The following is a 21,711-nucleotide window of genomic DNA, read 5'->3' on the forward strand; positions in this document are numbered from 1 at the left end:
TGATTGCTTGGGGTTTCGCCTACTCACCACCGCCCGCAGGGTCAAGGGTAAGGTCCGCCCAAACCAGCCTGTGACGGCTCGCGGCTGTAACCGTTTCGGTGAACGGGTCATCTGGCGCCGGCCACATCACACCGCTGTCCACAACGCGCCAATGTGTCGAGGGCAAAATGTAGCTGACCCGCAAGTCGCCGGGCACTGGATCGGTCCAATCGACGGTGTCGGTGCCTGCGTGTCCTCGCGGGGACAGATCTGTCAGGCGCCGATCGGCCAGCAGGTTGCGGATCGCACGCTTGAGCCCGCTGCCATCGGCCGGGTCGAGGTTGGCATCGCCTGCAATGATGAAAGGGCCCGTGGGCGCAGTGCCAACAGTGCCGTCCAGAACGTGCTGCCAGAGGCGGATTTCGTCGTGGTTCCGCTTGCCGTTGCGATCCTCAGGCCCGTCGAAGACGGGTGGGCTGGCGTGGAAGGTCATCAGTTGGAAGGGGCCGTTTGTCGTCTGGATGGGCACGATCCAGTGCCCGGTGGTTGAGAGGCGCTGGGCAGCTTGTGCATCGGCAGACGGGAATGGCGCGCCGTTTAATTGCGGCAGCAGAGCATCCGGCAGGTCGGTCCATAGCAGGGCCGATAGGTCCTGTACCCCACTGGGATCAAAGGGAAAGCGGGACAGTATCGCCATGCCACCTTGCCCAGAGAAACGACCATAGCCCTGCGCGTCGCGCGGGCCGCCAAGTCGTCCGTCGCCATCCATATCGAGGCCGGTCGGCAGGCCCGTGTTGGGACGGAGGGCGAAGTGGTGGGGGTATCCGGCAGCCTTGGCAAAACGGCTGAGGGCTTCGCCTGTCAAATCATAGTCGATGCTTTGCAGGGCCAGAACGTCGGCATCTGCATGTGCAATGACGGCCAAGATTGCAGCGATCTGATCGTCCTCACCGCGCGCCAGATCCCGCAGAAACAGGCCCGGTCCATCGCGTTGCAACTCGGTGTTGTAGGTGGCGATGCGGATCGTCTCCGCCTGCGCCATGGCCCCGCACGGCAGGGCCATGAGGGCTGCCATCAGGCCAGCAGCATATCCGCGTCGGCGTTGGCGTAGGCCCGCTTGCGCTGGTCCTTGATCATCTCGGCGATCCGCTGCATCGCGATGCCGCGCATGATCATGCTGGCAGGAAGGAAGGCCCATGCGCTCATTGTCCAGATCAGGGTTTGCGGGTTCTCAAGCGTGATCGGGTTTAGCAGGTCCGCCGCCATCTTGACCACCGCCGGAATGAGGAAGGGCAAGAGGAACCCAAGCGCGATATTGATCCGTGCGTCGCGGTTCAGCCGGTAAAGCACGTCACCGCCCGCTGTGGGGTCAAAGAGGGGCAGGTTGACCCACACGTTGAAGGAACCGTTGCGCGCGGGCCATCCCAGGACGCGGACAAGGAACAGGAACATCGCCATGGCGGTCAGGGAAATGAGGTAGGACAGGCCAGCGGCGGTGCGGACGGACTGCACGATGCTTTCGTGCGAGTCGGGCGGCAGCATGAGCACGACGAGGCGAACAGGACTGTAAGGAAAGTCGATGCTGTTGCCGATGATGGTGCCGACGGAGGTCAGCGCATTGGTCAGGAGGGTCGGGTCCGTCTTGCCCCGGCAGATCATGCTGAGCAGGAATACGGTCGAAAAGAGCGCCAGGAACCGAAGACGGTTGAACGGGGCGGCGTCGCGAAACTCAACGATGCTGGGGCTGCGCGCATTATATTCGATAAAGGTCATGATTGCGGCAAGAAGTGCAATCAAAACAGTAGCTTGTGATGCTTCCATAGACACGCCGGGCACAACAAGCCCCGGTATGGCGATCATCAAAGCCACCAGCAATCCGCGCACCACGGCGCCTGACATTCGTGCAATCACGTCTTTCGATCCCTTCAAACTGGCCAGCCGCGATGCGTTGCCGCGTGCTTGTTCCAACTTGAACCCACCGGGTTAGGCGGGTGCCTCATTCTCGACACATTTGTGCCTTGATTGCCCCGGTGTCTCAAGCTCAGGGTTAATCAAACGTTAACGATCTGGCTTTTTGAGGGTCCGTGTGGTGCGTTTGTGCATCATTTCTGAGGCGGGATTTTGGCGGGGCGCAAGATATTGTGTTTGCGCCCCGAGAGGGGCATATCCGCGGCCCCTTTTATAGCATTAAGAGGTTAACGCGAGCTCATACCCAAGGGCGCGCCTGAGCGGCTTGTGCCTCGAACGTGTCGATGCTCGCGGCTTTCTCCATGGTCAGACCGATGTCGTCGAGCCCTTCGAGTAGGCAGTGCTTTTTGAAGGCGTCCACTTCGAAGCTGAAGCTCTCGCCATCGGAGGTCGTCACGGTCTGGTTTTCGAGATCAACCGTCATGCGGGCGTTGGCGCCCTTCTCGGCATCCTTCATCAGAACGTCCACTGCCTCTTGCGGCAGGGCGATGGGCAGGATGCCGTTTTTGAAGCAGTTGTTGTAGAAAATGTCGGCAAATGAGGTGGATATGACGCAGCGGATGCCGAAATCCTTGATCGCCCAGGGCGCGTGTTCGCGCGAGGAGCCGCAGCCGAAATTATCGCCGGCTACCAGAATCTCGGCCTTGCGATAGGCGTCCTGGTTCAGCACGAAGTCAGGGATCTCGTTGCCCTGACGGTCAAAGCGCATCTCGTCAAAGAGGTTGGCGCCAAGGCCCGAGCGTTTGATCGTCTTCAGGAATTGCTTGGGGATGATCATATCGGTGTCGATATTCACCAGCGGCATGGGCGCCGCGATCCCTGTGAGTGTTTCGAATTTGTCCATTTTTGTTAACCTTTCGAGGGCTGGTGGTGGGGTGGAACCCCACCCTACATCTTGTGGTGCGGCGTGGCGGAGGGTCTGTGCACCATGTGTGCACAACCCGTGCAGGCCGTACACCGGTGAAGGGCGGAACCCGACGCGGGCCCCTGACGTTTGAGTGCCACTGTTATGAAAAACGGAGTTGGTCATGTCATTCAGCGAAGGCACGCAGGTGGAATGGGACTGGGGCAATGGCACCGGCACGGGGAAGGTCGTGAAAGTCTACACCAAAAAGACGACGCTCAAGATCAAGGGCAGCGACGTGGCCCGCGACGCGAGCGAGGACGCACCGGCCTACAAGATTGAGCAGGACGACGGAGACGAGGTGCTGAAGTCCGACAGCGAGGTGCGCAAGGCGTCTTAACCGGGTTATCGAAGCAGTCATTCTGACGTCTCCATCGGTGTTTTCTGCCACGCCAGCACGGCGTTGACCGCATCGTCGAACGCTTGCGTCGTGATCAGCGCATCCACGGCGTTGTCCATCACCGTGAAGTCGGAGGTTGTGTAGCCGTCTAGCGGAACCGGCGTGTCGAGTACGGGGTCCAGCCGGATGACATTGTTGCCCATCAGGCCCGCTGCCAATGTGCTGATGTTATCCGCGGACAGGGCCAGCGACATGTTGAGCAGTGCGGTGGATGGTATCGCGCTGCTGGCTTCGCGCGGGCGCATCCATGCCAGGGCACCCCAATCAAGCGCCGAGGGCACGTCGGCTGCGGGAATGCCGGTCTGGTCAATCCCGGTGCCGATGGAGATGGCGCCGACCTGGGCGATGTCTTTGATCAGGTTGGCGCGTCTCGCGACCTCGATCCCGTTCAGGAGCGGGTTGTTGGCGAATGTGCCGCCATCGGCGAAGTAGCCCAAACCGTCGATCAGATGCGGCGGGAAGTAGGTTGGCGCCGCTGACGTGGCCAGCGCGGCGTCGATCAGTTTCACCGTCCATGGTGTTTCGATGCCACGGTTGTTCAGGGTTCTGGGCTGCCAACGCGGGTGCGGCAGCGCCGTGTCCTGCAGCTGGGCGGTGTTCACGCACAACAGCTTGTCACCGAATATCTCGCCGAAGGTTTTGTCCTGCGTATGGGGGTGCATGACGTCATAGAGACCGGTCGCCACGTATTGGCACTCGAAGATGCCGGGGCCGCCTTCCAATGAATCGTCGAAAATGCTGTTGGGGGTAAAGATCGTACCTGCCTGATCTCGGTAGATTTGCCGCAGGGTTTCTGGCGTCACACCCACGGCGAGGCCAACCGATACGAGGCCCCCGGTTGACGTTCCGAACAGGCCATCCACCTCGGACAGCAGTTTGCCCGAGGTTTTCGAATTCAGTGCTTCGATGATGCGGGCGGTCATGTATCCGCGGATACCGCCGCCGTCGCAGGACAATACGTTAAAGGCCATTGGTGAACTCCGTGATGATGCGCAATTGGTCAAGTCAATTGTGCATCACCGTAGGGGACGGGCGGGGCCGTATGCAACTTTTGCGCGAAGCGCATCGCAGGCTGCCCGCCCTGACATCACATCAGTTCGCGGACATCCGTCAGCTTGCCGGTGATCGCCGCAGCCGCCGCCATGCCGGGGGAGACGAGATGCGTGCGCCCTTTGTAGCCCTGACGCCCTTCGAAGTTACGGTTGGAGGTCGATGCGCAGCGCTCGTCCTCGGCCAGTTGGTCAGGGTTCATGGCCAGGCACATGGAACAGCCCGCTAGGCGCCATTCGAAACCGGCTTCCTTGAAGATGTCGGCAAGGCCCTCTTCCTCGGCCTGCGCGCGGACGAGGCCGGAGCCGGGGACGACCATGGCGCGTTTGACCTTGATCTTCTTGCCCTTGAGGATCTCGGCGGCGGCGCGCAAATCCTCGATCCGGCCATTGGTGCAGGACCCGATAAAGACGGTGTCGATTTCGATGTCCGACAGCGGCGTGCCTGGGGTCAGGCCCATATAGTCGAGTGAGCGCTGGGCTGCGCCGACCTTGCCGCCTTCGAAGTCGTCGGCAGATGGCACGGTGGCAGTGATCGGCAGCACGTCTTCGGGCGAGGTGCCCCATGTGACAACTGGTGCGATGTCTTCGCCCTTGATCGTGATGACCTTGTCCCAATGGGCGTCGTCATCGGAGAAGAGTGTTTTCCACCACGCGAGGGCGGCTTCGAACTGCGCGCCCTTGGGCGCGTGGGGACGGCCTTTGACGTATTCAAAGGTCTTTTCGTCGGGGGCAATGAGCCCCGCCCGCGCCCCGCCTTCGATCGCCATGTTGCAGACGGTCATGCGCCCTTCCATCGACAGGTCGCGGATGGCTTCGCCGCAATATTCGATAACGTAGCCGGTGCCGCCCGCGGTGCCGGTTTCGCCGATGACCGAAAGCGTGATGTCCTTGGCCGTAACGCCGGGGCGCAGTTTGCCCGTAATCTCGACCTTCATGTTCTTGGATTTCTTCTGGATCAGCGTCTGGGTGGCCAGAACGTGTTCCACTTCGCTGGTCCCGATGCCGTGAGCCAGCGCACCGAAGGCACCGTGGGTCGCCGTGTGGCTGTCACCGCAGACCACGGTCATGCCGGGCAGGGTCCAGCCCTGTTCGGGGCCGACGATATGCACGATACCCTGACGCACGTCGGATACCGGGTAATAGTGAATGCCAAAGTCCTTGGCGTTCTTGTCGAGGGCGGCGACCTGAATGGCGCTGTCCTCAGTCATGTTCTTGGGGTCTTCGCGCCCCGCCGTTGTCGGCACGTTGTGGTCCGGCACGGCGATGGTTTTTTCTGGAGCGCGCACCTTGCGGCCCGCGATGCGCAGCCCTTCGAAGGCTTGCGGGCTGGTCACTTCGTGGACCAGGTGGCGGTCGATATAAAGCAGGCAGGTGCCATCGTCGGCCTCGTGCGCGACGTGGGCATCCCAGATTTTATCATAGAGCGTCTTGGGGGACATTTTGGTCCTCTCCCTTGGATTGGCTGTGTTTGAAATGGATGACGGGTGTGCGCGGCCTTATAGGCGCGCGAGCACCGTGTGCGTGGCCCCGTAGAAGCGTTCGCGCAGCCGCGCGCGGTCATCCATGTCAAAGAGGCGTGTCATGTCTGCCAGATAACGGGATTCCGTGCGCCGATCAAGCAAGCGCAATTGATCGTGTGCGATTGGCATTGCATGCTGCGCCAGAGCGGAGGGCAGGATGAGCAACCACACCGAAGGCGCAGGCAACGGCATTGCAGATGCGCTGAATTCGGCGGCAGAGGCGGCGACGCTGGGCGAGACCCAGGATGGCGAGACGCTGGTTGAGGTCATCACGTCCCTGGGCGCGCTCTTGCTGGGTCACTTTGAGGTTCTGATTTCGTCCCTGCTGCGTCCGTGGGTGGCGTATCAGCTCGGCATCGCTTTGGTGGTCTTCCTGGTGGCCCACCTGCTGCGCCGCGTGCTGGGCCCGCGTATCCGGGAGTGGATGGGCACCCGCGAGGGATGGCCCAAATGGCGGATGCGGGTGCTGGTCGTCGTGCACCAGCGGTTGCGGGCGATTTTCTTTGTCGTGCTGGTCTGGCTGGTGGTCTGGTTCATGCGGGAGGTCACCTGGCCCTCCCGATCCTATGTGTTGGGCATCATTGCGGCGTTGGCTACTGCGTGGCTGCTTGTCGTTTTTGCGACGCGCCTGATCCGTTCGTTGTTCCTGCGCCGTTTGGTGCGGTATGGCGCGTCGATTTACGTCACGCTGTATATTCTTGGTGTTGTGGACGAGGCCGCAGAGCTGCTCGACGCCGCCGCCATCAGCTTTGGCGAGATGCGGATTTCGGCCCTGCTGATCGTGCAGGGTGTTGTCATCATCGGCTGCCTGCTCGCGCTCGCGCGATTTGTCACCGTCACCACCTCCAGCCGTGTGCAGTCGAACGAGGACATTTCGCCCTCGATGCGGGTGCTGATCGTCAAGGTCGTGCAGATCGTGTTCTACGCTATCGCTTTTTACGCAGGTGTGCGGGCGCTGGGCATTGATCTGACGGGCCTTGCGGTGCTGTCCGGTGCCATTGGTGTGGGTCTGGGCTTTGGTCTGCAGAAGGTGGTGTCAAACCTTGTCTCGGGCGTCATCATCCTGCTCGACAAGTCGATCAAGCCGGGGGATGTGATTTCTCTGGGCGACACGTTCGGGTGGATCCAGACGCTGGGTGCGCGCTATGCCTCGGTCGTCACGCGGGACGGGCGCGAGTACCTGATCCCGAACGAGGATCTGATCACCGGGCAGGTCGTCAACTGGTCGCACTCCGATCAGTTCGTGCGGCTCGATATATATTTTGGCACGTCCTATGGCTGCGACCCGCATCAGGTCCGCAAGCTGGCCATCGAAGCAGCCAAGGGCGTGGAGCGGGTGCTGTCGTCCCGCCCGCCTGTCTGTCATATCGTGGGCTTTGGCGACAGTTCGGTGGACTATATCCTGCGCTTTTGGATTACAGACCCGACGGGCGGTCTGACCAATATTCGAGGCAATGTGTATCTGGCGCTTTGGGACATTTTTAAAGAGAACAATATTTCGATCCCCTTCCCGCAGCGGGAAGTGCGGCTGTTGGGTGAGGATGACGGATTATGATCCAGATTGGTGAGGCGGCGTGGCAGATCCCGGTGATGCCACGGCAGTCAGTAAATTGTTACCTGCTGGGCGACGTGCTTGTGGACGCCGGGGTGAAAATGTCGGGCCGCAAGTTGCTGGCGGCGCTGCAGGGCAAGGCCGTGTCCGCCCATGTTCTGACCCACGCCCATCCTGATCATCAGGGGGCAACGGCCGAGATGTGCCGCGCGCTGAATCTGCCGCTGATGTGCCATGGGGCCGAGCGCGAGGCGGCGGAGACGGGATATGTGCTTGGCTCCTTTCCCAATCCCACATCGGTCATGGCGCGGTTGCAGCAAAGGTTTTTTGCGGGTGAAGGATACCCTGTTGCTCGGACGCTGATCGAAGGGGATAAGGTCGGCGGGTTCGAGGTGGTCGAGACGCCCGGCCACACGGCGGGTCATATTTCGTTCTGGCGAGCATCTGACGGGGTGCTGATCGCGGGCGATGCGGCGGTAGGCATGAACCTGTTGACCACCGCGCCGCGGCTTGGCCTGCCGTTGGAGATCGCCACTTGGGATATGGACGCGGCGAAAGCGTCCATTCGCAAGCTTGCTGACCTGCGCCCGCGCCGCGTTGCCTTTGGACACGGACCGGCGGTCGAGGGTGCTGCCTTTGTCGCGTTTGCCCAGACGCTAGGCTGATTGCGGAACAGGACGCAGGGCCGGGCGTTGTGTGTCCAAAGGAGACACGCAATGCCACATACACTGACACTGCGCGAAGTCGCGCCGCTGACACATGACACGAACCGTTACGTCTTTGGCCGTCCGGCCAATTTCGACTTTGAGCCGGGACAGGCTGCTGAACTGACGATCTGCCGTGACGGGTGGAAGGATGCGGGTCGCCCGTTCACCTTCACCTCGCTGCCCGAGGAGGACCAGCTTGAATTTGTGGTCAAGGTGTATCCAGAGAAAAAGGGCGTGACCGAAGAGATGGACGACATCAAACCCGGTGCCGTTTTTGAACTCGACGGTCCGTTTGGTGCCATCGAGGACAAGGGGCCAGGCGTTTTTCTGGCAGCTGGTGCTGGTGTGACGCCCTTTATCGCGATTCTGCGCAACCGCGCGCGGAACGGGACCCTGGAGGGCTGCCACCTGATCTTTTCCAACACCCATGCCAAGGACATCATCCTGCGCGATGAATGGGACGAGATGGATGGTTTAACTGTCGATCATGTCTTGGCGGAGGAACATGTCGACGGTTTGCATCATGGGCATGTCGATGCCGCATTCCTGCAGGACCACGTGAAGGATATCGACCGCATGTTCTATATCTGCGGGCCGCAAGGGTATGTAGACGCGATGCGGGATGCGCTGGGCGAGATTGGGGTCAAGCACGGTAACATAGTCACCGAAGACGGATGGTGAAACAGCAAAGGGGTGCCACTGGCGCCCCTTTTTTGTTGTGAGGCCTAACCGGCGACGTCCCTGGGCACCGCTTCGAGCAGATCGCCGGGCTGGCATTCGAGCGCCTCGCACAGCTTGGCGAGTGTCTCGAAGCGGATACCCTTGACCTTGCCGGATTTGAGCAGGCTGAGGTTCTGTTCTGTGATCCCGATCTGGGCGGCTAGATCGCGGCCCTTCATCTTGTGCAGGGCCATCATCACGTCGAGGCGGACGATGATGTCCATCAGACGAATTCCCGATTCTCGGTCATGAGCCGTGCCGCTTCGGTCTGGATGTACCCGAAGAGCGTGAGCAAGGCAGCGGCCAGGAGCAGGAACAGGCTTGTGCCGTCTATGCCAATCGAAAGCGTCCTTTCGCCCGCGGCATTGTTCCAGGTCACGGCCAGGATGACGATGGTGTAGCTGGCGACCTCGACCACGGCGAGGGCCAGCAGCCCCTGACCGATGCGCATTATGCGGCGCGCCGTGTCTATCTGAAACGTGTCGCCATCGGCGCAGGCGGCAAGCCAGCCGCGCACGCACCAGAGCACCCACAGCAGCAGCATGTAAGACGCGATTTCAATGACCCGCCATAAGGTCACAGCCCAGACCGTCGGCGTTTCAGGGAAGTTGGCGATGTCGTATTCGTCGCGCAGATCCGCGACTGACAGACCGCCGTCGGCGATGGCGATGGAGGCGGCAACCACCAGAAGTATCAGCAGGCCGATCGTGGCCCATTCGAACTGACGTGCGCGTTTTGTGATCAAGCTGTCTTGCATCTGGATTTCCTATGGAGATACTAAAATTTAATGTAAAACAATAAAAAATGATTCGAAAGGATAAATTCTGATGAAAGAGATTGTTCTCTCTGTTCTCCTTTTGGTGGCCATGGGTGTGGGGGCATGTTCGACCGTTGTGCCCAGCACATTGTACCAGATGCGCGGACTCGATCCCTTGTCCGCTGATCCTGCCGACATTGCGTTGCGCGTGGATCTGCCCGAGGGGTTTGGGCTGTTGCCGGGATCAGGTCGGTTGGAATTGCGCGCCACCGATACGGATGGGGTGGAGTTTTTTGGCAGCTATCCGATCACGATGGTCGGTGACGTGTTGCAGGTGGCGCCTGCCTCCCATGCGGACCTGCGGGCGTTGCAGGCCGAGATTGGGGCGCGGAAGGAGGCTGATCCCGATGGTATTAGCGGCAGTCTGGGCGTCGATTTCGAACCGTGCAGCGATCTGGCTGACATCCCTGAAACGGCCCGTGTTTCGGTGGATATTCGGCTTGCTGCGGATGCGGCTTTCCTGCCCTTGCTGCGTGACGCGCCGCTGGTTGATGCGCTTGAAATGGCGGCACTCGAAGAGCTGACGCTGTGTCCGTGAGCCGCATTCATTGAAATGTCATGTCAGCGTTGCTACCATTCCCATACCCCGGCGCTGCGGGTTTTGGCGGCGCGCTGACCAAGGAGGACAATGTCCTGTCATTCTCTGCTGACGCGGTTCAGACCGCTGATGGAGCCGCGGCTGTGATGGCCGCCCCCAAAACGCAGGCCACAAGCGAGGCGATCCTTGAGGCCGTGCTATCTTCCCTCAACGACGACAAGGCCGAAGATGTTGTGCAGATTGATCTGCGCGGCAAGACCGCCATGGGTGACTACATGGTGATCTGCTCGGGCCGGTCGTCCCGCCAGGTGGCGGCGATCTCGGAAAAGCTGGTGGAGCGGCTGAAGGCGACCTTCGGCATCGCGACCCGGACCGAGGGCAAGGACACCGGCGACTGGGTGCTGATCGACACGGGCGACGTGATCGTCCACGTGTTCCGCCCCGAAGTGCGCGAGTTCTACCAGTTGGAGAAGATGTGGCAGCCCGGCGCTGCCGCGGCCAACTGATCTGACCCGGCACTGATGCGTGTGCATATCTGCGCGGTGGGCCGCCTGCGGGGCGGTCCAGAGAGCGATTTGGTGTCCGACTACGTCACCCGCTTTGACCGCACGGGCAGGGCCCTGGGCCTTGGCCCGCTGACCGTTACCGAAGTCGAGGACCGCAAGGGCGGCGGCATGGGTGCCGAGGCTGATTTGCTGCGTCGTGCGTTGCCAAAGGGCGCGCTGCTTTGCTGTCTGGACGAGCGCGGGAAGGTCGAGGCGTCACCCGCCTTTGCCAAGCGCTTGGCCGGGTGGCGGGATGCGGGGCGGGGTGACGTCGCCTTTGTCATCGGCGGCGCGGACGGGATTGATCCGGGGCTGCGGAGCGAGGCGGATCATTTGCTGTCCTTCGGCGCGATGGTCTGGCCGCACATGCTGGTGCGCGTGATGCTGGCCGAGCAGCTGTACCGTGCCGCATCGATCCTGGCCGGGTCGCCCTATCATCGGGTGTAATCCAAAGGCCGCTGCGCGACGCGATTTGTTTTTGTGATTGGGGCTCTGCCCCAAACCCCGTGGTATTTTCAGTCAGAAGAAGGTCCTAGTCCGTGGGTAGGGCGACCACTGTTGTGCCTTCGTTCCAGCCAGCGGGCAGGTCGCGCGCCTGGACTTGGACTTGCGTGGTGCCTGCGGGGATGGTCACGCCGCTCAGGGAGCGGGTGAAGGGCTGTTCGTCCACATGGGGGTGGTGCAGCACGCGCATGCCCAGCTCGTTGCCGTCCATGTCCAGCACGCGCCAGCCGTCGGCATAGTGGTCCCAGCCGGTGTCCGGGTGGCTGATGGTGACGGAGAAGCGGTAGGTGTCCGTGCCTGTCTTGGCGATGTCGACATTCTCGATCACCGGCTCTTCGGCAAGGACAGGGGTGGCGAGCAGCAGGAGGGGAATCAGGTGTTTCATGTGGGCACGTTACGGTCCGTTTGTGATGGTGTCATGTCACGTGTCCGTGCCCAGCAGGATGGTGCGTGAGTTCGAAGCGAATTCCCGCCGCCAGATGACCGCGAGGGTGAACATCGTTGCCGCAATCAGCGTGATGGGTCCGGCGAGCCATGCGATGCAGGCCAGCGCGAAGTAAACGGAACGCAGGCCCCGATTGAAGGACCGGGCGGCGGTGATGTTGATCTCGGCCGCCTGTGCGGCGCGGGGGCTGCAGATCGGGTCCGACGTGTCATTCGGGACAGCCGCCATCACGACGGCGGCATAACCGAAGAGACGGTTGGCCCAGACGAATTTCAGGAAAGCGTTGGTCAGGAACAAGACCACGATCAGCATCTTGATTTCCCACACGAAGGCAGGTGTCTCCGTCAGGATCAGGTCGTTGGCGATGCCCGTCAGCCGCTCCGCATTGCCGATCAGGGCCAGCGTGCCGCCGATGGCGATGACGGAGGTCGAGGCAAAGAACGCCGTGCCTTGCCGCAGGCTCGCCACGATCTGCGCGTCGAAAATGCGCGGCTCGCGCGTGATCATCTGCTGCATCCACTCGCGCCGGAAGTCGGCCATGATCTGCGAGGTCGAGGGGTGCTTGGCGCGCGGGTGTTCGATGCGCCAGCCGATGACCTGCCAGCCCAATACCAGAAGCCCGAGCGCTGCAAAGTCGAGCGGTGTGAAAAGGGCGATGCGGTCCAGCCAGGTCATGGCTGCGGTCTTACACCGCAGCGATTCAGATTGCATCCCGGTCAAATTGGTCATATTATTTTACCAATCGACGGAGGATGTCTCATGGAAATGCCGCTGCCTGATTCTGACGTGTTGGCCCGCAAGGCGCGTGTGGTCGAGCGTTTGCGCAATGTGTTGCCCGTCGATGCCGTCATCGATGACCCGGCAGAAACGCGGGCCTACGAATGTGATGCGCTGACGGCCTATCGCTGTCCGCCGATGGTGGCGGTGCTGCCCGCGACCACGGCCGAAGTGTCGGATGTGCTGCGCATTTGCCATGAAGAGGGTGTGCCGGTGGTGCCGCGCGGCTCGGGCACTTCGCTGGCCGGGGGCGCCTTGCCCACCGCCGATTGCGTCATCCTTGGCGTGGCCCGCATGAACGACGTGATCGAGACGGACTACGACAACCGCTTTATCCGGGTGCAGACCGGGCGGACCAACCTGAGTGTGACCGGTGCGGTTGAGGCGGATGGCTTCTTCTATGCTCCCGATCCGTCGAGCCAGTTGGCCTGTGCCATCGCGGGCAACATCGCGATGAACTCGGGCGGGGCGCACTGCCTGAAATACGGGGTGACCACCAACAACCTGCTGGGCGTGACCATGGTGCAGATGGACGGCACGGTGGTCGAGATTGGCGGGGCGCATCTGGATTCCGGGGGACTTGATCTGCTCGGTGTGATTTGCGGGTCAGAAGGGCAGCTGGGTGTCGTGACCGAAGCCACCTTGCGCATCCTGCACAAGCCCGAGGGCGCGCGGCCCGTGCTGATGGGCTTTGACAGTGTTGAGGTGGCGGGCGCCTGTGTCGCCGACATCATCAAGGCGGGGGTGTTGCCTGTGGCCATCGAGTTCATGGACAAGATGCTGATCGAGGTCTGCGAAGACTTCGCCAAGGCGGATTACCCGAAATGCGGTGCCCTGCTGATTGTCGAGGTGGAAGGTTCTGACGCCGAGATTGATGCGCAGCTTGCGCTGATCACCGACATTGCCAAGCGCCACAACCCGGTCGCCCTGCGCGAAAGCGCGTCTGCCGACGAAAGCGCGCGCATCTGGGCCGGGCGCAAGGCCGCGTTCTCGGCCATCGGGCGCATCAGTGACTACATGTGTCTGGATGGGACAATCCCCGTGTCGGAACTGCCTTACGTCCTGCGCCGCATCGGCGAGATGTCGGAGAAATACGGCCTGCCCGTCGGCAACGTGTTCCATGCAGGCGACGGCAATATGCATCCGCTGATTTGCTATGACGCGAATAAGCCCGGTGATCTGGAGCTGTGCGAGGAGTTCGGGGCCGAGGTGCTGAAGCTGTGCGTCGAGGTGGGCGGCTGCCTGACCGGTGAACATGGTGTTGGCATCGAAAAGCGCGATCTGATGACGCATCAATACGCGCCCGCCGATCTGGAAGCACAGATGGCCGTGAAGGACGTGTTTGACGCTAAGTGGCTGTTAAACCCTGCCAAGGTATTCCCCTTGGCGGTGTCTGAGCCGCGGCGTGGTGCGGCATTGGCAGCGGAGTAAGGGGGCCAGCCCCCTCGGCCTTGCGGCCTCACCCCCGGGATTTTTTGGAAACAGGGAAGATGGACATGCTGCGAACAGAAGAGGCGGTTGCGCAGGCGGTGGCAGGGGCCAAGGGGCCTTTGGTCATTCGTGGCGGTGGGACCCGCACGGTGGGTCGCCCTGTTTTGGGTGAGGTGTTGGATGTATCCGGTCTTTCTGGCGTTACGCTTTACGAACCCGGTGCCCTGACGCTGGTGGCGCAGGCGGGCACGCCGGTGGCGGAGATTGAGGCGGCCTTGGCAGCGGAAAACCAGCGACTTGCTTTTGAACCCTATGATTTGACGGGTGTGTTGGGCACTGCGGGCGCGTCGACCATTGGTGGGGTGATTGCCACCAATGCCAGCGGCCCGCGCCGCATCATGGCCGGGGCGGCGCGGGATTTTGCGCTGGGCGTGCGTTTTGTCGATGGCACCGGGCAGGTGATCAAGAACGGTGGGCGCGTGATGAAGAACGTCACGGGTTACGATCTGGTGAAGTTGATGAGCGGGTCGTGGGGCACTTTGGGTGTGCTGACCGAGGTGAGCCTGAAGGTGCTGCCATCGGTCGAGGCCGAGACAACGCTTGTGATTGACGGGCTGGACGCCGCGCAAGCGGTGCAGGCGATGAGCCGCGCGCTGGGCTCGCCTTTTGAGGTGTCGGGTGCCGCTTGGGTCGGTGGTCAGGTCTGGCTGCGGCTTGAAGGGTTCGAAGGCTCCGTGGCCTATCGCGCGTCACAGTTGAAGACCCTGCTTGCCGCGTTTGGGGACATCGCCGAGACGCAGGCCGACTGGCGCACCGTGCGCGATGCAGTGCCGTTGCATGGGGCGGATGCGGTCTGGCGTATCTCGGTCAAGCCGAGCGATGGACCTGCGGTGATCGAAGCCTTGCCCGAGGGGGCTGACACGCTGATGGACTGGGGCGGCGGTCTGGTCTGGGCCGGGCTGTCCGGTGGTGACATTGCAGCCACCCATGCGCGGGTGCAGGCTGCTGTCGCGGGGATGGGTGGCCATGCCACGCTGATCAAGGGGCCGGAGCCGGTGCGCGCCGCGGTGCCCGTGTTCCAACCCGAGGCGCCGGGCGTCGCCGCACTCACCGCATCCCTGCGCCACCGGTTCGATCCCAACGGCATCCTGAACCCCGGGTTGATGGCCGCCTGATGGTCGTGATCCTCTTTATCATGGCCTTTGTGATCGGGCCCGGCCTGTTCTTTCTGCTGGACCGGGTGGCCGGACGGCGCTGGCCGCTCGCCTTTGTCGCGTCGCTTTTTGTGCTGGCCAGCTTCCTGTTGCGCAGCGACGCCTACCTGACCTTCCCCGTTGACGCGACGCGCGTGTTTCTGAGCATCACTTTCATCTGGCTGGGCTGGGTGGTGGTGATGGTGCTGGCCGCCCGCGCCCTGCGCGAAGCATTTCCGACACCGCGCGGGCATCGCCTTGTGCGGGCCGCGGGTGCGATGGGCACAACCGTTCCGTGGTTCGGCTTTGCCGCAGCCCAAATGATGGCGAGATAAGATGCAAACCACCTTTACCCCCGAACAGCTCAAGGACCCGCAGATCGAGCGGTCGAACGAGATCCTGCGCAACTGCGTGCATTGCGGGTTCTGCACGGCCACATGCCCGACCTATCAGGTGCTTGGCGATGAGCTGGACAGTCCGCGGGGGCGTATTTACCTGATCAAGGATATGCTGGAGAATGACCGCGACCCGGACGAGAAAGTGGTCAAGCATATCGACCGCTGCCTGTCGTGCCTGGCTTGCATGACGACCTGCCCCTCGGGCGTGCACTACATGCACCTTGTCGATCATGCGCGGGAGTATATCGAAAACCGCTACAAGCGCCCCTTTACCGACCGCGCCCTGCGCTGGGTGCTGGCGCGGATTCTGCCCTACCCGATGCGGTTCCGTGTTGCTTTGCTCGGGGCCAAGATCGGACGGCCCTTTGCCCGCCTGATGCCCGACGCGCGTCTGCGTGCGATGCTTGAGATGGCGCCGGATCATATCCCGCCCGTCAGCCGCAATGACGATCCGCAAAGTTTTGCGCCAAAAGCGCCCCGGAAGATGCGCGTCGCGCTGATGACGGGCTGCGCGCAACGGGCGCTCAACACCGACATCAACGACGCCACCATCCGCCTGCTCACCCGGCTGGGCTGCGAGGTGGTGGTGGCCGAGGGTGCGGGCTGTTGCGGCGCGCTGACCCACCACATGGGCAAGGCGGATGAAAGCCACGCGACAGCGGCCAAGAATATCCGCGCCTGGGCCAAGGAGATGGATGGCGACGGCCTCGATGCCATCGTCATCAACACCTCGGGCTGCGGCACGACTGTCAAGGATTACGGCCACATGTTCCGCAATGATCCGCTGGCCGAGGATGCGGCCCGGGTCGCAGGCATCGCCATGGACGTGAGCGAAGTGCTGATGAAGCTCGACCTGCCCGAAGGCACGCAGCAGGACATGACCATTGCCTATCACGCGGCCTGTTCCCTGCAACATGGCCAACAGATCAAAACCTTCCCCAAGGATCTGCTCAAACGGGCAGGCTACAAGGTGGTCGAACCCGCCGACAGCCACCTGTGCTGCGGATCGGCAGGGACCTACAACCTCATGCAGCCCGAGATTTCGCAGCAGTTGAAAAAGCGCAAGGTGCGCACTCTGGAGGCCAAGAACCCGGACATCATTGCCGCTGGTAACATTGGCTGCATGATGCAGATCGGATCGGCGGCCGGGGTGCCGGTCGTGCACACGGTCGAATTGCTCGACTGGGCAACCGGCGGACCGCGCCCGCCCGCGTTGGACCGCCACCCAAGCGACGTGCCGATTTTGCGATAAATTGCATCCATGCCCTAATTTTGCCGCCATTCGCACCTAAACCCGACCCAACCGCGGGATCGGAGAGTGACGAGTATGCGCCGATGGATGGCCCTGTTTGTACTGGCCTTGGCCATCACGACCACCGCAGTGGCCGAGGATGGGCGGCTGCGCAGCCTCAATTCCGGCGCGGATGCGGCGGGTTGGGAGGCCGTTGGGCGCCTGAATATCGGTGGCACCGGCTTTTGCACCGGAGCGCTGATTGCACCCAACCTGGTGCTGACAGCAGGGCATTGCCTGTTCGATAAAAAAACGGGCGACCGGATCGACCACACACAGGTTGAATTTCTGGCCGGATGGCGCAATGGGCGTGCATCGGCCTACCGCAACGTGCGCCGGGCGGTCGTGCACCCCGACTACACCTATGTTGGTCACGTGAAATCCGACGGCGTGCGCAATGACCTTGCGCTGCTTGAGCTTGAACACCCGATCCGCGATGGTAAGATCCTGCCCTTTGCCACAGCTGCCCGCCCGCCGCGTGGCGCGACCGTTGGCGTTGTCAGTTACGCGACAGGCCGGTCCGAGGCGCCTTCACTGCAGGAGTTGTGCCGCGTGCTGGCGCAGCAGGACGGTCTGCTCGTGACGTCCTGCACTGTTGAATTTGGAAGTTCCGGTGCCCCGATCTTTGTCATCGACCAGGGGCGCGCACAGATTGTTTCGGTTGTGTCGGCCAAGGCCGAGGTCGAGGGCGAAGCTGTGTCGCTGGGCACCTCGCTTGGCGCGCCACTTGCCCGGTTGCAGGCGGAACTTGTCGCGCAGCGTGATGACATCAGCCCGCGTATCTCGGGCGGGATGCGCCGCGACACGGGCGCAAAGTTCATCAAACCATGAGGGCGCTGGCAGTCCTCCTGGCCCTTATGATGGCCTCTGTCGCGTATGCGCAAACCTCGCAATTGCGCGCGCTTGATACGGAATACTCGGCCGCAAGCTGGAAGGCCGTGGGACGCATCGAATTTGGCGGCGGTCGCGGGTTTTGCTCTGGCACGCTCATCGCGCGTGATCTGGTGCTGACGGCGGCGCATTGTCTATACAAGCCGGGCACTGATCAACTGTGGCCCACAGACACGATCCGTTTTAGGGCCGGTTTTCGCAATGGCGAGGCGGCTGCCACCCGCCGCGCGGCGGACGCCTCTGCGCATGAACGGTTTGACGCGGTTGGTCCTCTGACAGCAGAAAACGCCAGTTTCGACGTTGCCCTGATCCGGCTGGCCGAACCCGTTTCGACCTTTGATGTGCCGCCGTTTTATGTTCACGAGGGCGCTGTGCCGCGTGGTCCGGTCAGCGTCGTCAGCTATGGGCGCGGTCGGGAAAACGCGCAATCCCGGCAGAAGGAATGCCAACTGCTTGACCAGTTGCGTGATGCGATGCTGTTTGACTGTGACGTGACATATGGGTCGTCCGGCGCGCCCGTGTTCACGCATAAGAACGGGCGCGGGCAGATTATCTCGGTCGTGTCGGGCATGGTGGAGATCGACGGTCAGAAGCGCGCGCTTGGCATGGTGCTGCCACAGCGCGTCACAGAGGTGAAGCGCCAGCTCAGGATGCAGGTGGCGCCGCCCGTGGCCAAGGTGCGCCGCATCACGGTAGGTGGCGGTAGCCGCTCCGATACGGGTGCAAAGTTCGTACGCCCCTAGGGTCTTGAACGGCTAAAAATCCTCACCACATTTGTTTCATCGGATGCCCAAACGGGGTCCGACCATAGCAACCATGCGGGTCTGTCCAGGAACGGAAGGCTCGCCGTTAATCGCTCAAAAGATGAGGATGACATGCGTACATACGACTTTGCACCGCTTTACCGCGCAACAGTTGGCTTTGATCAGATTGCCGACCTGATGGACCGGGTCCTTGCAACGGACAACAATGCGGGCACGTACCCCCCTTACAACATCGAAAAAACGGACGATGATGCCTATCGCATCTCCATCGCCGTTGCGGGCTTTTCGGACGCCGACCTGGGCGTTGAGGTTAAGGAAAAGTCGCTGATCGTTTCGGCCAGGAAGGCTGATGAACAGGACAAGACCTACCTGCATCGTGGCATCGCCACCCGTGCGTTTGAACGCAAGTTCCACCTGGCCGACCACGTGGTTGTGATTGGCGCGTCCCATGTGGACGGCATGCTGCACATCGACCTGGTCAAAGAGGTGCCCGAAGCCCTCAAACCCCGCCGTATCGAGATTGCTAGCCAGAAGGCGATCGAAACGGATGTGGTTGACGCCAAAGCTGTGAACTAAGCCGACCCAAGTCCGACCTCCACCTCCACGTCGGCCGGTCCCGGAGTGCTCGCGCGCTCCGGGATTTTTTTGCGCGCGACTGATCTGGCGCAAGGCGGAGGTCCAAACGATGCGCATGATCTCCGCCCGAAAGGGGACCGCAAAATGCCAGCAGCACAGAACAAGACCGACCTCGAGGCCATCTTGCACAAGGAATTCGGCAAGCTGAACATCTTGCTGGATCAGGTTCCTGCAAGTGTCGCTATGCAAAAACTGGACGATGACACCTCGATCAAGGATGTCATCGCGCACCGCGCCCATTGGATCGACTTGTTCTTTGGCTGGTACGCGGACGGGCAGGCGGGCAGACCCGTTCATATCCCCGCCGAAGGGTACAAGTGGAATGACCTTAAACGCTACAACGCGGACCTGAGGGCTGCGCAGGCTGACCTCGACTGGCCCGAAGCGGTTGCCATGTTGCGAGACGGGCACGCGCGGTTGCTCGAGTTTATAGAAACCCGTTCCGATGCAGAGCTTTATGGCGGACCGCTCAAGGGCGCGAAAAACACCTGGCGCCTTGGCCGTTGGGTCGAGGCAACAGGGCCCAGCCATTACCGGTCAGCGTCAAAGTTCTTGCGCAAGGTGATGCGTGACCGCGCGTTGAGCCGATCGGCTCAGCTGTGATCGACACGGGCTGACAGAAGATCGCGTATGGCCGCGTTGACCGCCGCCGGCGCGTCAAGGTTTGCGATATGCCCGGCGCCCGGAACGACTAAGTGGCGGCAGTCGGGGATCGCGTCGGCCATGGCGGTGGCCCGCGCGTGGATCCGCAGGTTTTTTTCGCCCACCATCACCGCGCATGGCATGGCCAGCGCACCCAAATGCCGCCGTCCGTCATAGTCGGTGGCCAGGTTTAGAAGCGCATGGTTCTGCGCAGCGCTTGAACGCGGCAGCACTTCCTTCAAATAGGTTGCTGCTTCGGGAGTTTCTGCCCCCAGATGTCGCCCAGGCAACCGGGCCATCCAACGGGGTGGAATACATAGCATCGGCAACAGGCACGCCTTGATGCCCCAACGTGCCGCACTGCTGGTGGTCACGCTCGGTACTGCTTCGATCATCGCCAGATGCGACACCTCATCGCCCCAGCGCCCTGCGATTTCCAACGCAACCATGCCGCCCAGCGACAGACCGATAAGCGCATAGCGGCGCAGCCCTAGTGCGCATAAAAGCACCCGCACATATTCCGCCATCCGCTCGACACTGCTCACCGCAGGCACTCCGCCATGGCCGGGCAGGTTCGGGATCACAACGCGGTGCGTCTTGCGAAAGTAGGCACGCTGCGGCGCCCACAGGGCGTTGTCCACACCCGCCCCATGCAGGAACACAATGGGGTCGCCGTCCCCGTCGTCGATCAGATCCGTCATGGGCACGGCCATAGCATCCCCGGGGACGCCGGCCCATCACAAGCACACTCGTACAGCCAGCTTTCGCCTATGGTGCGTCGCGCGCGCCTGCCGCCAGCGCCAGCCCGTCAGCCACGGCGGTAAACACCTCTGAAAACGAATGCCGCGCGGAGGGAAAACAGGCCCTCATCGTGTCGGTCACCATCGCCATCAGGCTTGATCCGCCTACGTAAATCACCTGATCAATCTGTGCCGCGCTGACCTGCGCCATCTCTAGTGTCTCGCCCACCCCCCGTCGCAGGGCCGCTGCATGGGGATCGAGAATGCTCCTCAGCGCGTTCGCAGGCAAAGCCGCCTCCAACCCTCGCGCAACCTCCTCAAGTGAAATCACTGCGTCGTCGCGCCCCGAATTGGCGTCGATCTTGCCCTGTTCGACGGCAAAGGCCACGTCATGCCCCAGTTCATTCTCCAGCACCGTGCCCAAGCGCGCCATCTTCTCCCGTTCATCGGCCATCTGCACCATGTCAGCGACCATGCGCCGGGTCTGCGCGGTATAGAGAAACGGGATCTTCTCCCATGTCGCGAGATCATTGAAAATCGCCTTGGGCGCAGGCAGGGTGCCCGGCCCTATGGCGTTCCTTACCAGCGTCCCAGCCCCAAATAGCGGCATCACCCGGTCAATGCTGATCGAGCGGTCAAAGTCGGTCCCACCAATCCGCACCCCATGGTTCGACAGGATAGAGATCCCCTCGCCACCGGTGCGAAAAATAGAAAAGTCCGAAGTGCCCCCGCCAATATCCACGATCAGACCGGTGGCTCCGGGATGATCCAGCGCGCCCGCCGCAATCGCCGCCGCCTCGGGCTCTGGCAGGAACGACACATCCTCAAACCCTGCCGCCAGATAACACTCCCGCAAATCCGCCTCGGCCTGCGCCTCACGCGGATCGCCCGCGCCATGAAACACCACCGGACGCCCCGACAGCGCATGATCAAACACATGCCCGGCCTCCGCCTCGGCCCGCCGCTTCACCTGCGTCAAAAACCGCGCGATGATGTCGACAAAGGTGATCCGCGCGTTCAGCAACTGCCGCTTCTCATGCATAACGCTCGTGCCCAGCACACGCTTCAACGCCCGCATGAACCGCCCCTCAACCCCCTCCAGCAGCGCGTCATTCGCCTGATGCCCCATCAGCATCTCGCGCGCATCATAATCAAAGAAAACGGTGGTCGGCAGCGTGCTCTGCCCCGGCGCCATCCTCACCAGATGCGGCTTGCCTCCGCGCACATAGCCCGCTGCAGAATTTGACGTTCCAAAATCAATGCCCAGAGTTGCCATGACGCGCCGTCTTGATCCTTC

Annotated in this window: 27 protein-coding genes; 15 read left to right on the plus strand and 12 right to left on the minus strand. The window is 62.0% G+C overall.

Translation table 11 applies throughout. From position 1 onward, the window contains the following. Window positions 1-19: 19 nt before the first annotated feature. The 3 genes from FD715_RS12455 to leuD form a co-directional block, all read right to left on the minus strand. Entirely contained in the window at window positions 20-1,054 is a 1,035-nt protein-coding gene (locus tag FD715_RS12455; protein WP_223274861.1) for an endonuclease/exonuclease/phosphatase family protein, read from the minus strand. Beyond that, window positions 1,054-1,890, minus strand: a complete 837-nt coding sequence (locus tag FD715_RS12460) for a hypothetical protein (RefSeq protein ID WP_223274886.1) — start codon at window positions 1,888-1,890, stop codon at window positions 1,054-1,056. Before FD715_RS12460 ends, FD715_RS12455 begins: the two co-directional genes overlap by 1 nt. Window positions 1,891-2,185: 295 nt before the next feature. After that, window positions 2,186-2,791 carry a 3-isopropylmalate dehydratase small subunit gene (gene leuD / locus FD715_RS12465; RefSeq protein ID WP_147110071.1) on the minus strand — a complete coding sequence of 202 codons (606 nt, stop codon included), beginning with the start codon at window positions 2,789-2,791 and terminating at the stop codon, window positions 2,186-2,188. Between the two features lie 184 nt (window positions 2,792-2,975). Between leuD and FD715_RS12470 the strand changes: the two genes are divergently transcribed. Continuing rightward, window positions 2,976-3,191 (plus strand): DUF2945 domain-containing protein, encoded by a 216-nt coding sequence (locus FD715_RS12470; protein ID WP_147110073.1) that lies wholly within the window; start codon window positions 2,976-2,978, stop codon window positions 3,189-3,191. Between the two features lie 17 nt (window positions 3,192-3,208). Here FD715_RS12470 and FD715_RS12475 read toward each other — a convergent pair whose 3' ends face one another. From FD715_RS12475 to FD715_RS22525, 3 genes are all read right to left on the minus strand, one after another. After that, window positions 3,209-4,222 carry a patatin-like phospholipase family protein gene (locus tag FD715_RS12475; protein WP_147110075.1) on the minus strand — a complete coding sequence of 338 codons (1,014 nt, stop codon included), beginning with the start codon at window positions 4,220-4,222 and terminating at the stop codon, window positions 3,209-3,211. Window positions 4,223-4,338: 116 nt separating this feature from the next. After that, a complete protein-coding gene (leuC, locus tag FD715_RS12480; protein WP_147110077.1) occupies window positions 4,339-5,742 on the minus strand; it encodes a 3-isopropylmalate dehydratase large subunit in 1,404 nt (467 codons plus the stop codon). Between the two features lie 57 nt (window positions 5,743-5,799). Then, entirely contained in the window at window positions 5,800-5,952 is a 153-nt protein-coding gene (locus tag FD715_RS22525) for a hypothetical protein (protein ID WP_189799499.1), read from the minus strand. 28 nt (window positions 5,953-5,980) lie between these two features. Here FD715_RS22525 and FD715_RS12485 point away from each other — a divergent pair, with 28 nt between their 5' ends. Genes FD715_RS12485 through FD715_RS12495 form a run of 3 tightly spaced genes read left to right on the plus strand, consistent with a single transcriptional unit; the run spans window position 5,981 to window position 8,763 of the window. Beyond that, window positions 5,981-7,378, plus strand: coding sequence for a mechanosensitive ion channel family protein (locus tag FD715_RS12485; RefSeq protein ID WP_147110080.1), 1,398 nt, complete (start codon window positions 5,981-5,983; stop codon window positions 7,376-7,378). Then, window positions 7,375-8,040 (plus strand): MBL fold metallo-hydrolase, encoded by a 666-nt coding sequence (locus FD715_RS12490; protein ID WP_147110090.1) that lies wholly within the window; start codon window positions 7,375-7,377, stop codon window positions 8,038-8,040. Before FD715_RS12485 ends, FD715_RS12490 begins: the two co-directional genes overlap by 4 nt. 51 nt (window positions 8,041-8,091) lie before the next feature. Beyond that, window positions 8,092-8,763, plus strand: a complete 672-nt coding sequence (locus FD715_RS12495; protein ID WP_147110093.1) for an FAD-binding oxidoreductase — start codon at window positions 8,092-8,094, stop codon at window positions 8,761-8,763. 44 nt (window positions 8,764-8,807) lie between these two features. Here FD715_RS12495 and FD715_RS12500 read toward each other — a convergent pair whose 3' ends face one another. Together FD715_RS12500 and FD715_RS12505 are read right to left on the minus strand one after the other, a co-directional pair. Next, on the minus strand, window positions 8,808-9,026 hold the full coding sequence (locus FD715_RS12500; RefSeq protein WP_147110094.1) for a helix-turn-helix transcriptional regulator: 219 nt from the start codon (window positions 9,024-9,026) through the stop codon (window positions 8,808-8,810). Further along, a complete protein-coding gene (locus FD715_RS12505; protein WP_147110096.1) occupies window positions 9,026-9,559 on the minus strand; it encodes a hypothetical protein in 534 nt (177 codons plus the stop codon). The genes FD715_RS12500 and FD715_RS12505 overlap by 1 nt, the downstream gene beginning before the upstream one ends. A 70-nt stretch (window positions 9,560-9,629) precedes the next feature. Here FD715_RS12505 and FD715_RS12510 point away from each other — a divergent pair, with 70 nt between their 5' ends. Genes FD715_RS12510 through rlmH form a run of 3 tightly spaced genes read left to right on the plus strand, consistent with a single transcriptional unit; the run spans window position 9,630 to window position 11,149 of the window. After that, complete coding sequence (locus FD715_RS12510; protein WP_147110098.1) at window positions 9,630-10,157, plus strand: hypothetical protein; 528 nt, start codon at window positions 9,630-9,632, stop codon at window positions 10,155-10,157. Window positions 10,158-10,186: 29 nt separating this feature from the next. After that, on the plus strand, window positions 10,187-10,663 hold the full coding sequence (gene rsfS, locus FD715_RS12515) for a ribosome silencing factor (RefSeq protein WP_223274862.1): 477 nt from the start codon (window positions 10,187-10,189) through the stop codon (window positions 10,661-10,663). 15 nt (window positions 10,664-10,678) lie between these two features. Further along, window positions 10,679-11,149, plus strand: coding sequence for a 23S rRNA (pseudouridine(1915)-N(3))-methyltransferase RlmH (gene rlmH / locus FD715_RS12520; protein WP_147110102.1), 471 nt, complete (start codon window positions 10,679-10,681; stop codon window positions 11,147-11,149). 85 nt (window positions 11,150-11,234) lie between these two features. On the opposite strand, the gene FD715_RS12525 is transcribed toward rlmH, so the two are convergent. Then, entirely contained in the window at window positions 11,235-11,591 is a 357-nt protein-coding gene (locus FD715_RS12525) for a hypothetical protein (RefSeq protein WP_147110104.1), read from the minus strand. Window positions 11,592-11,627: 36 nt separating this feature from the next. After that, the gene (locus FD715_RS12530; RefSeq protein WP_147110106.1) at window positions 11,628-12,326 is read right to left on the minus strand and encodes a DUF599 domain-containing protein; all 699 of its coding nucleotides are present in this window, start codon (window positions 12,324-12,326) and stop codon (window positions 11,628-11,630) included. 84 nt (window positions 12,327-12,410) lie between these two features. Between FD715_RS12530 and FD715_RS12535 the strand changes: the two genes are divergently transcribed. The 8 genes from FD715_RS12535 (at window position 12,411) to FD715_RS12570 (ending at window position 19,635) form a co-directional block, all read left to right on the plus strand. Next, window positions 12,411-13,859, plus strand: coding sequence for an FAD-linked oxidase C-terminal domain-containing protein (locus FD715_RS12535; RefSeq protein ID WP_147110108.1), 1,449 nt, complete (start codon window positions 12,411-12,413; stop codon window positions 13,857-13,859). A gap of 65 nt (window positions 13,860-13,924) precedes the next feature. Then, the gene (glcE, locus tag FD715_RS12540) at window positions 13,925-15,034 is read left to right on the plus strand and encodes a glycolate oxidase subunit GlcE (protein WP_370455390.1); all 1,110 of its coding nucleotides are present in this window, start codon (window positions 13,925-13,927) and stop codon (window positions 15,032-15,034) included. 20 nt (window positions 15,035-15,054) lie between these two features. Continuing rightward, window positions 15,055-15,387, plus strand: coding sequence for a hypothetical protein (locus FD715_RS12545; RefSeq protein WP_223274863.1), 333 nt, complete (start codon window positions 15,055-15,057; stop codon window positions 15,385-15,387). A 1-nt stretch (window position 15,388) separates the two neighbouring features. Further along, entirely contained in the window at window positions 15,389-16,702 is a 1,314-nt protein-coding gene (gene glcF / locus FD715_RS12550) for a glycolate oxidase subunit GlcF (protein ID WP_147110113.1), read from the plus strand. Window positions 16,703-16,777: 75 nt separating this feature from the next. Further along, window positions 16,778-17,572, plus strand: a complete 795-nt coding sequence (locus FD715_RS12555) for a serine protease (protein WP_147110115.1) — start codon at window positions 16,778-16,780, stop codon at window positions 17,570-17,572. Continuing rightward, window positions 17,569-18,375, plus strand: coding sequence for a serine protease (locus FD715_RS12560; protein ID WP_147110117.1), 807 nt, complete (start codon window positions 17,569-17,571; stop codon window positions 18,373-18,375). The genes FD715_RS12555 and FD715_RS12560 overlap by 4 nt, the downstream gene beginning before the upstream one ends. Window positions 18,376-18,507: 132 nt before the next feature. Further along, window positions 18,508-18,972 (plus strand): Hsp20 family protein, encoded by a 465-nt coding sequence (locus tag FD715_RS12565; RefSeq protein ID WP_147110119.1) that lies wholly within the window; start codon window positions 18,508-18,510, stop codon window positions 18,970-18,972. Between the two features lie 144 nt (window positions 18,973-19,116). Beyond that, a complete protein-coding gene (locus tag FD715_RS12570; protein WP_147110121.1) occupies window positions 19,117-19,635 on the plus strand; it encodes a ClbS/DfsB family four-helix bundle protein in 519 nt (172 codons plus the stop codon). Here the strand turns inward: FD715_RS12570 and FD715_RS12575 are convergent. Continuing rightward, a complete protein-coding gene (locus tag FD715_RS12575) occupies window positions 19,626-20,375 on the minus strand; it encodes an alpha/beta fold hydrolase (protein ID WP_189799487.1) in 750 nt (249 codons plus the stop codon). The two genes, FD715_RS12570 and FD715_RS12575, sit on opposite strands and share 10 nt — an antisense overlap. Before the next feature lie 67 nt (window positions 20,376-20,442). Continuing rightward, window positions 20,443-21,690 carry an Hsp70 family protein gene (locus tag FD715_RS12580; RefSeq protein ID WP_147110126.1) on the minus strand — a complete coding sequence of 416 codons (1,248 nt, stop codon included), beginning with the start codon at window positions 21,688-21,690 and terminating at the stop codon, window positions 20,443-20,445. Window positions 21,691-21,711: the final 21 nt, after the last annotated feature.

The organism is Tateyamaria sp. syn59 (assembly GCF_007995245.1).
Taxonomy (GTDB): domain Bacteria; phylum Pseudomonadota; class Alphaproteobacteria; order Rhodobacterales; family Rhodobacteraceae; genus Tateyamaria.

Excerpts from the sequence above, each read along its gene's own strand:
- FD715_RS12565 (WP_147110119.1), top strand. The coding sequence starts at position 18,508 with ATGCGTACATACGACTTTGCACCGCTTTACCGCGCAACAGTTGGCTTT.
- FD715_RS12580 (WP_147110126.1), bottom strand. The coding sequence starts at position 21,690 with ATGGCAACTCTGGGCATTGATTTTGGAACGTCAAATTCTGCAGCGGGC.
- FD715_RS12470 (WP_147110073.1), top strand. The coding sequence starts at position 2,976 with ATGTCATTCAGCGAAGGCACGCAGGTGGAATGGGACTGGGGCAATGGC.
- FD715_RS12495 (WP_147110093.1), top strand. The coding sequence starts at position 8,092 with ATGCCACATACACTGACACTGCGCGAAGTCGCGCCGCTGACACATGAC.
- FD715_RS12560 (WP_147110117.1), top strand. The coding sequence starts at position 17,569 with ATGAGGGCGCTGGCAGTCCTCCTGGCCCTTATGATGGCCTCTGTCGCG.
- rlmH (WP_147110102.1), top strand. The coding sequence starts at position 10,679 with ATGCGTGTGCATATCTGCGCGGTGGGCCGCCTGCGGGGCGGTCCAGAG.
- FD715_RS12535 (WP_147110108.1), top strand. The coding sequence starts at position 12,411 with ATGGAAATGCCGCTGCCTGATTCTGACGTGTTGGCCCGCAAGGCGCGT.
- FD715_RS12545 (WP_223274863.1), top strand. The coding sequence starts at position 15,055 with ATGGCCTTTGTGATCGGGCCCGGCCTGTTCTTTCTGCTGGACCGGGTG.
- FD715_RS12510 (WP_147110098.1), top strand. The coding sequence starts at position 9,630 with ATGAAAGAGATTGTTCTCTCTGTTCTCCTTTTGGTGGCCATGGGTGTG.
- FD715_RS12570 (WP_147110121.1), top strand. The coding sequence starts at position 19,117 with ATGCCAGCAGCACAGAACAAGACCGACCTCGAGGCCATCTTGCACAAG.
- FD715_RS12485 (WP_147110080.1), top strand. The coding sequence starts at position 5,981 with ATGAGCAACCACACCGAAGGCGCAGGCAACGGCATTGCAGATGCGCTG.
- FD715_RS12555 (WP_147110115.1), top strand. The coding sequence starts at position 16,778 with ATGCGCCGATGGATGGCCCTGTTTGTACTGGCCTTGGCCATCACGACC.
- FD715_RS22525 (WP_189799499.1), bottom strand. The coding sequence starts at position 5,952 with ATGCCAATCGCACACGATCAATTGCGCTTGCTTGATCGGCGCACGGAA.
- FD715_RS12475 (WP_147110075.1), bottom strand. The coding sequence starts at position 4,222 with ATGGCCTTTAACGTATTGTCCTGCGACGGCGGCGGTATCCGCGGATAC.
- FD715_RS12525 (WP_147110104.1), bottom strand. The coding sequence starts at position 11,591 with ATGAAACACCTGATTCCCCTCCTGCTGCTCGCCACCCCTGTCCTTGCC.
- leuD (WP_147110071.1), bottom strand. The coding sequence starts at position 2,791 with ATGGACAAATTCGAAACACTCACAGGGATCGCGGCGCCCATGCCGCTG.
- FD715_RS12575 (WP_189799487.1), bottom strand. The coding sequence starts at position 20,375 with ATGACGGATCTGATCGACGACGGGGACGGCGACCCCATTGTGTTCCTG.
- FD715_RS12500 (WP_147110094.1), bottom strand. The coding sequence starts at position 9,026 with ATGGACATCATCGTCCGCCTCGACGTGATGATGGCCCTGCACAAGATG.
- glcF (WP_147110113.1), top strand. The coding sequence starts at position 15,389 with ATGCAAACCACCTTTACCCCCGAACAGCTCAAGGACCCGCAGATCGAG.
- FD715_RS12505 (WP_147110096.1), bottom strand. The coding sequence starts at position 9,559 with ATGCAAGACAGCTTGATCACAAAACGCGCACGTCAGTTCGAATGGGCC.
- FD715_RS12455 (WP_223274861.1), bottom strand. The coding sequence starts at position 1,054 with ATGGCAGCCCTCATGGCCCTGCCGTGCGGGGCCATGGCGCAGGCGGAG.
- glcE (WP_370455390.1), top strand. The coding sequence starts at position 13,925 with ATGCTGCGAACAGAAGAGGCGGTTGCGCAGGCGGTGGCAGGGGCCAAG.
- FD715_RS12490 (WP_147110090.1), top strand. The coding sequence starts at position 7,375 with ATGATCCAGATTGGTGAGGCGGCGTGGCAGATCCCGGTGATGCCACGG.
- leuC (WP_147110077.1), bottom strand. The coding sequence starts at position 5,742 with ATGTCCCCCAAGACGCTCTATGATAAAATCTGGGATGCCCACGTCGCG.
- FD715_RS12530 (WP_147110106.1), bottom strand. The coding sequence starts at position 12,326 with ATGACCTGGCTGGACCGCATCGCCCTTTTCACACCGCTCGACTTTGCA.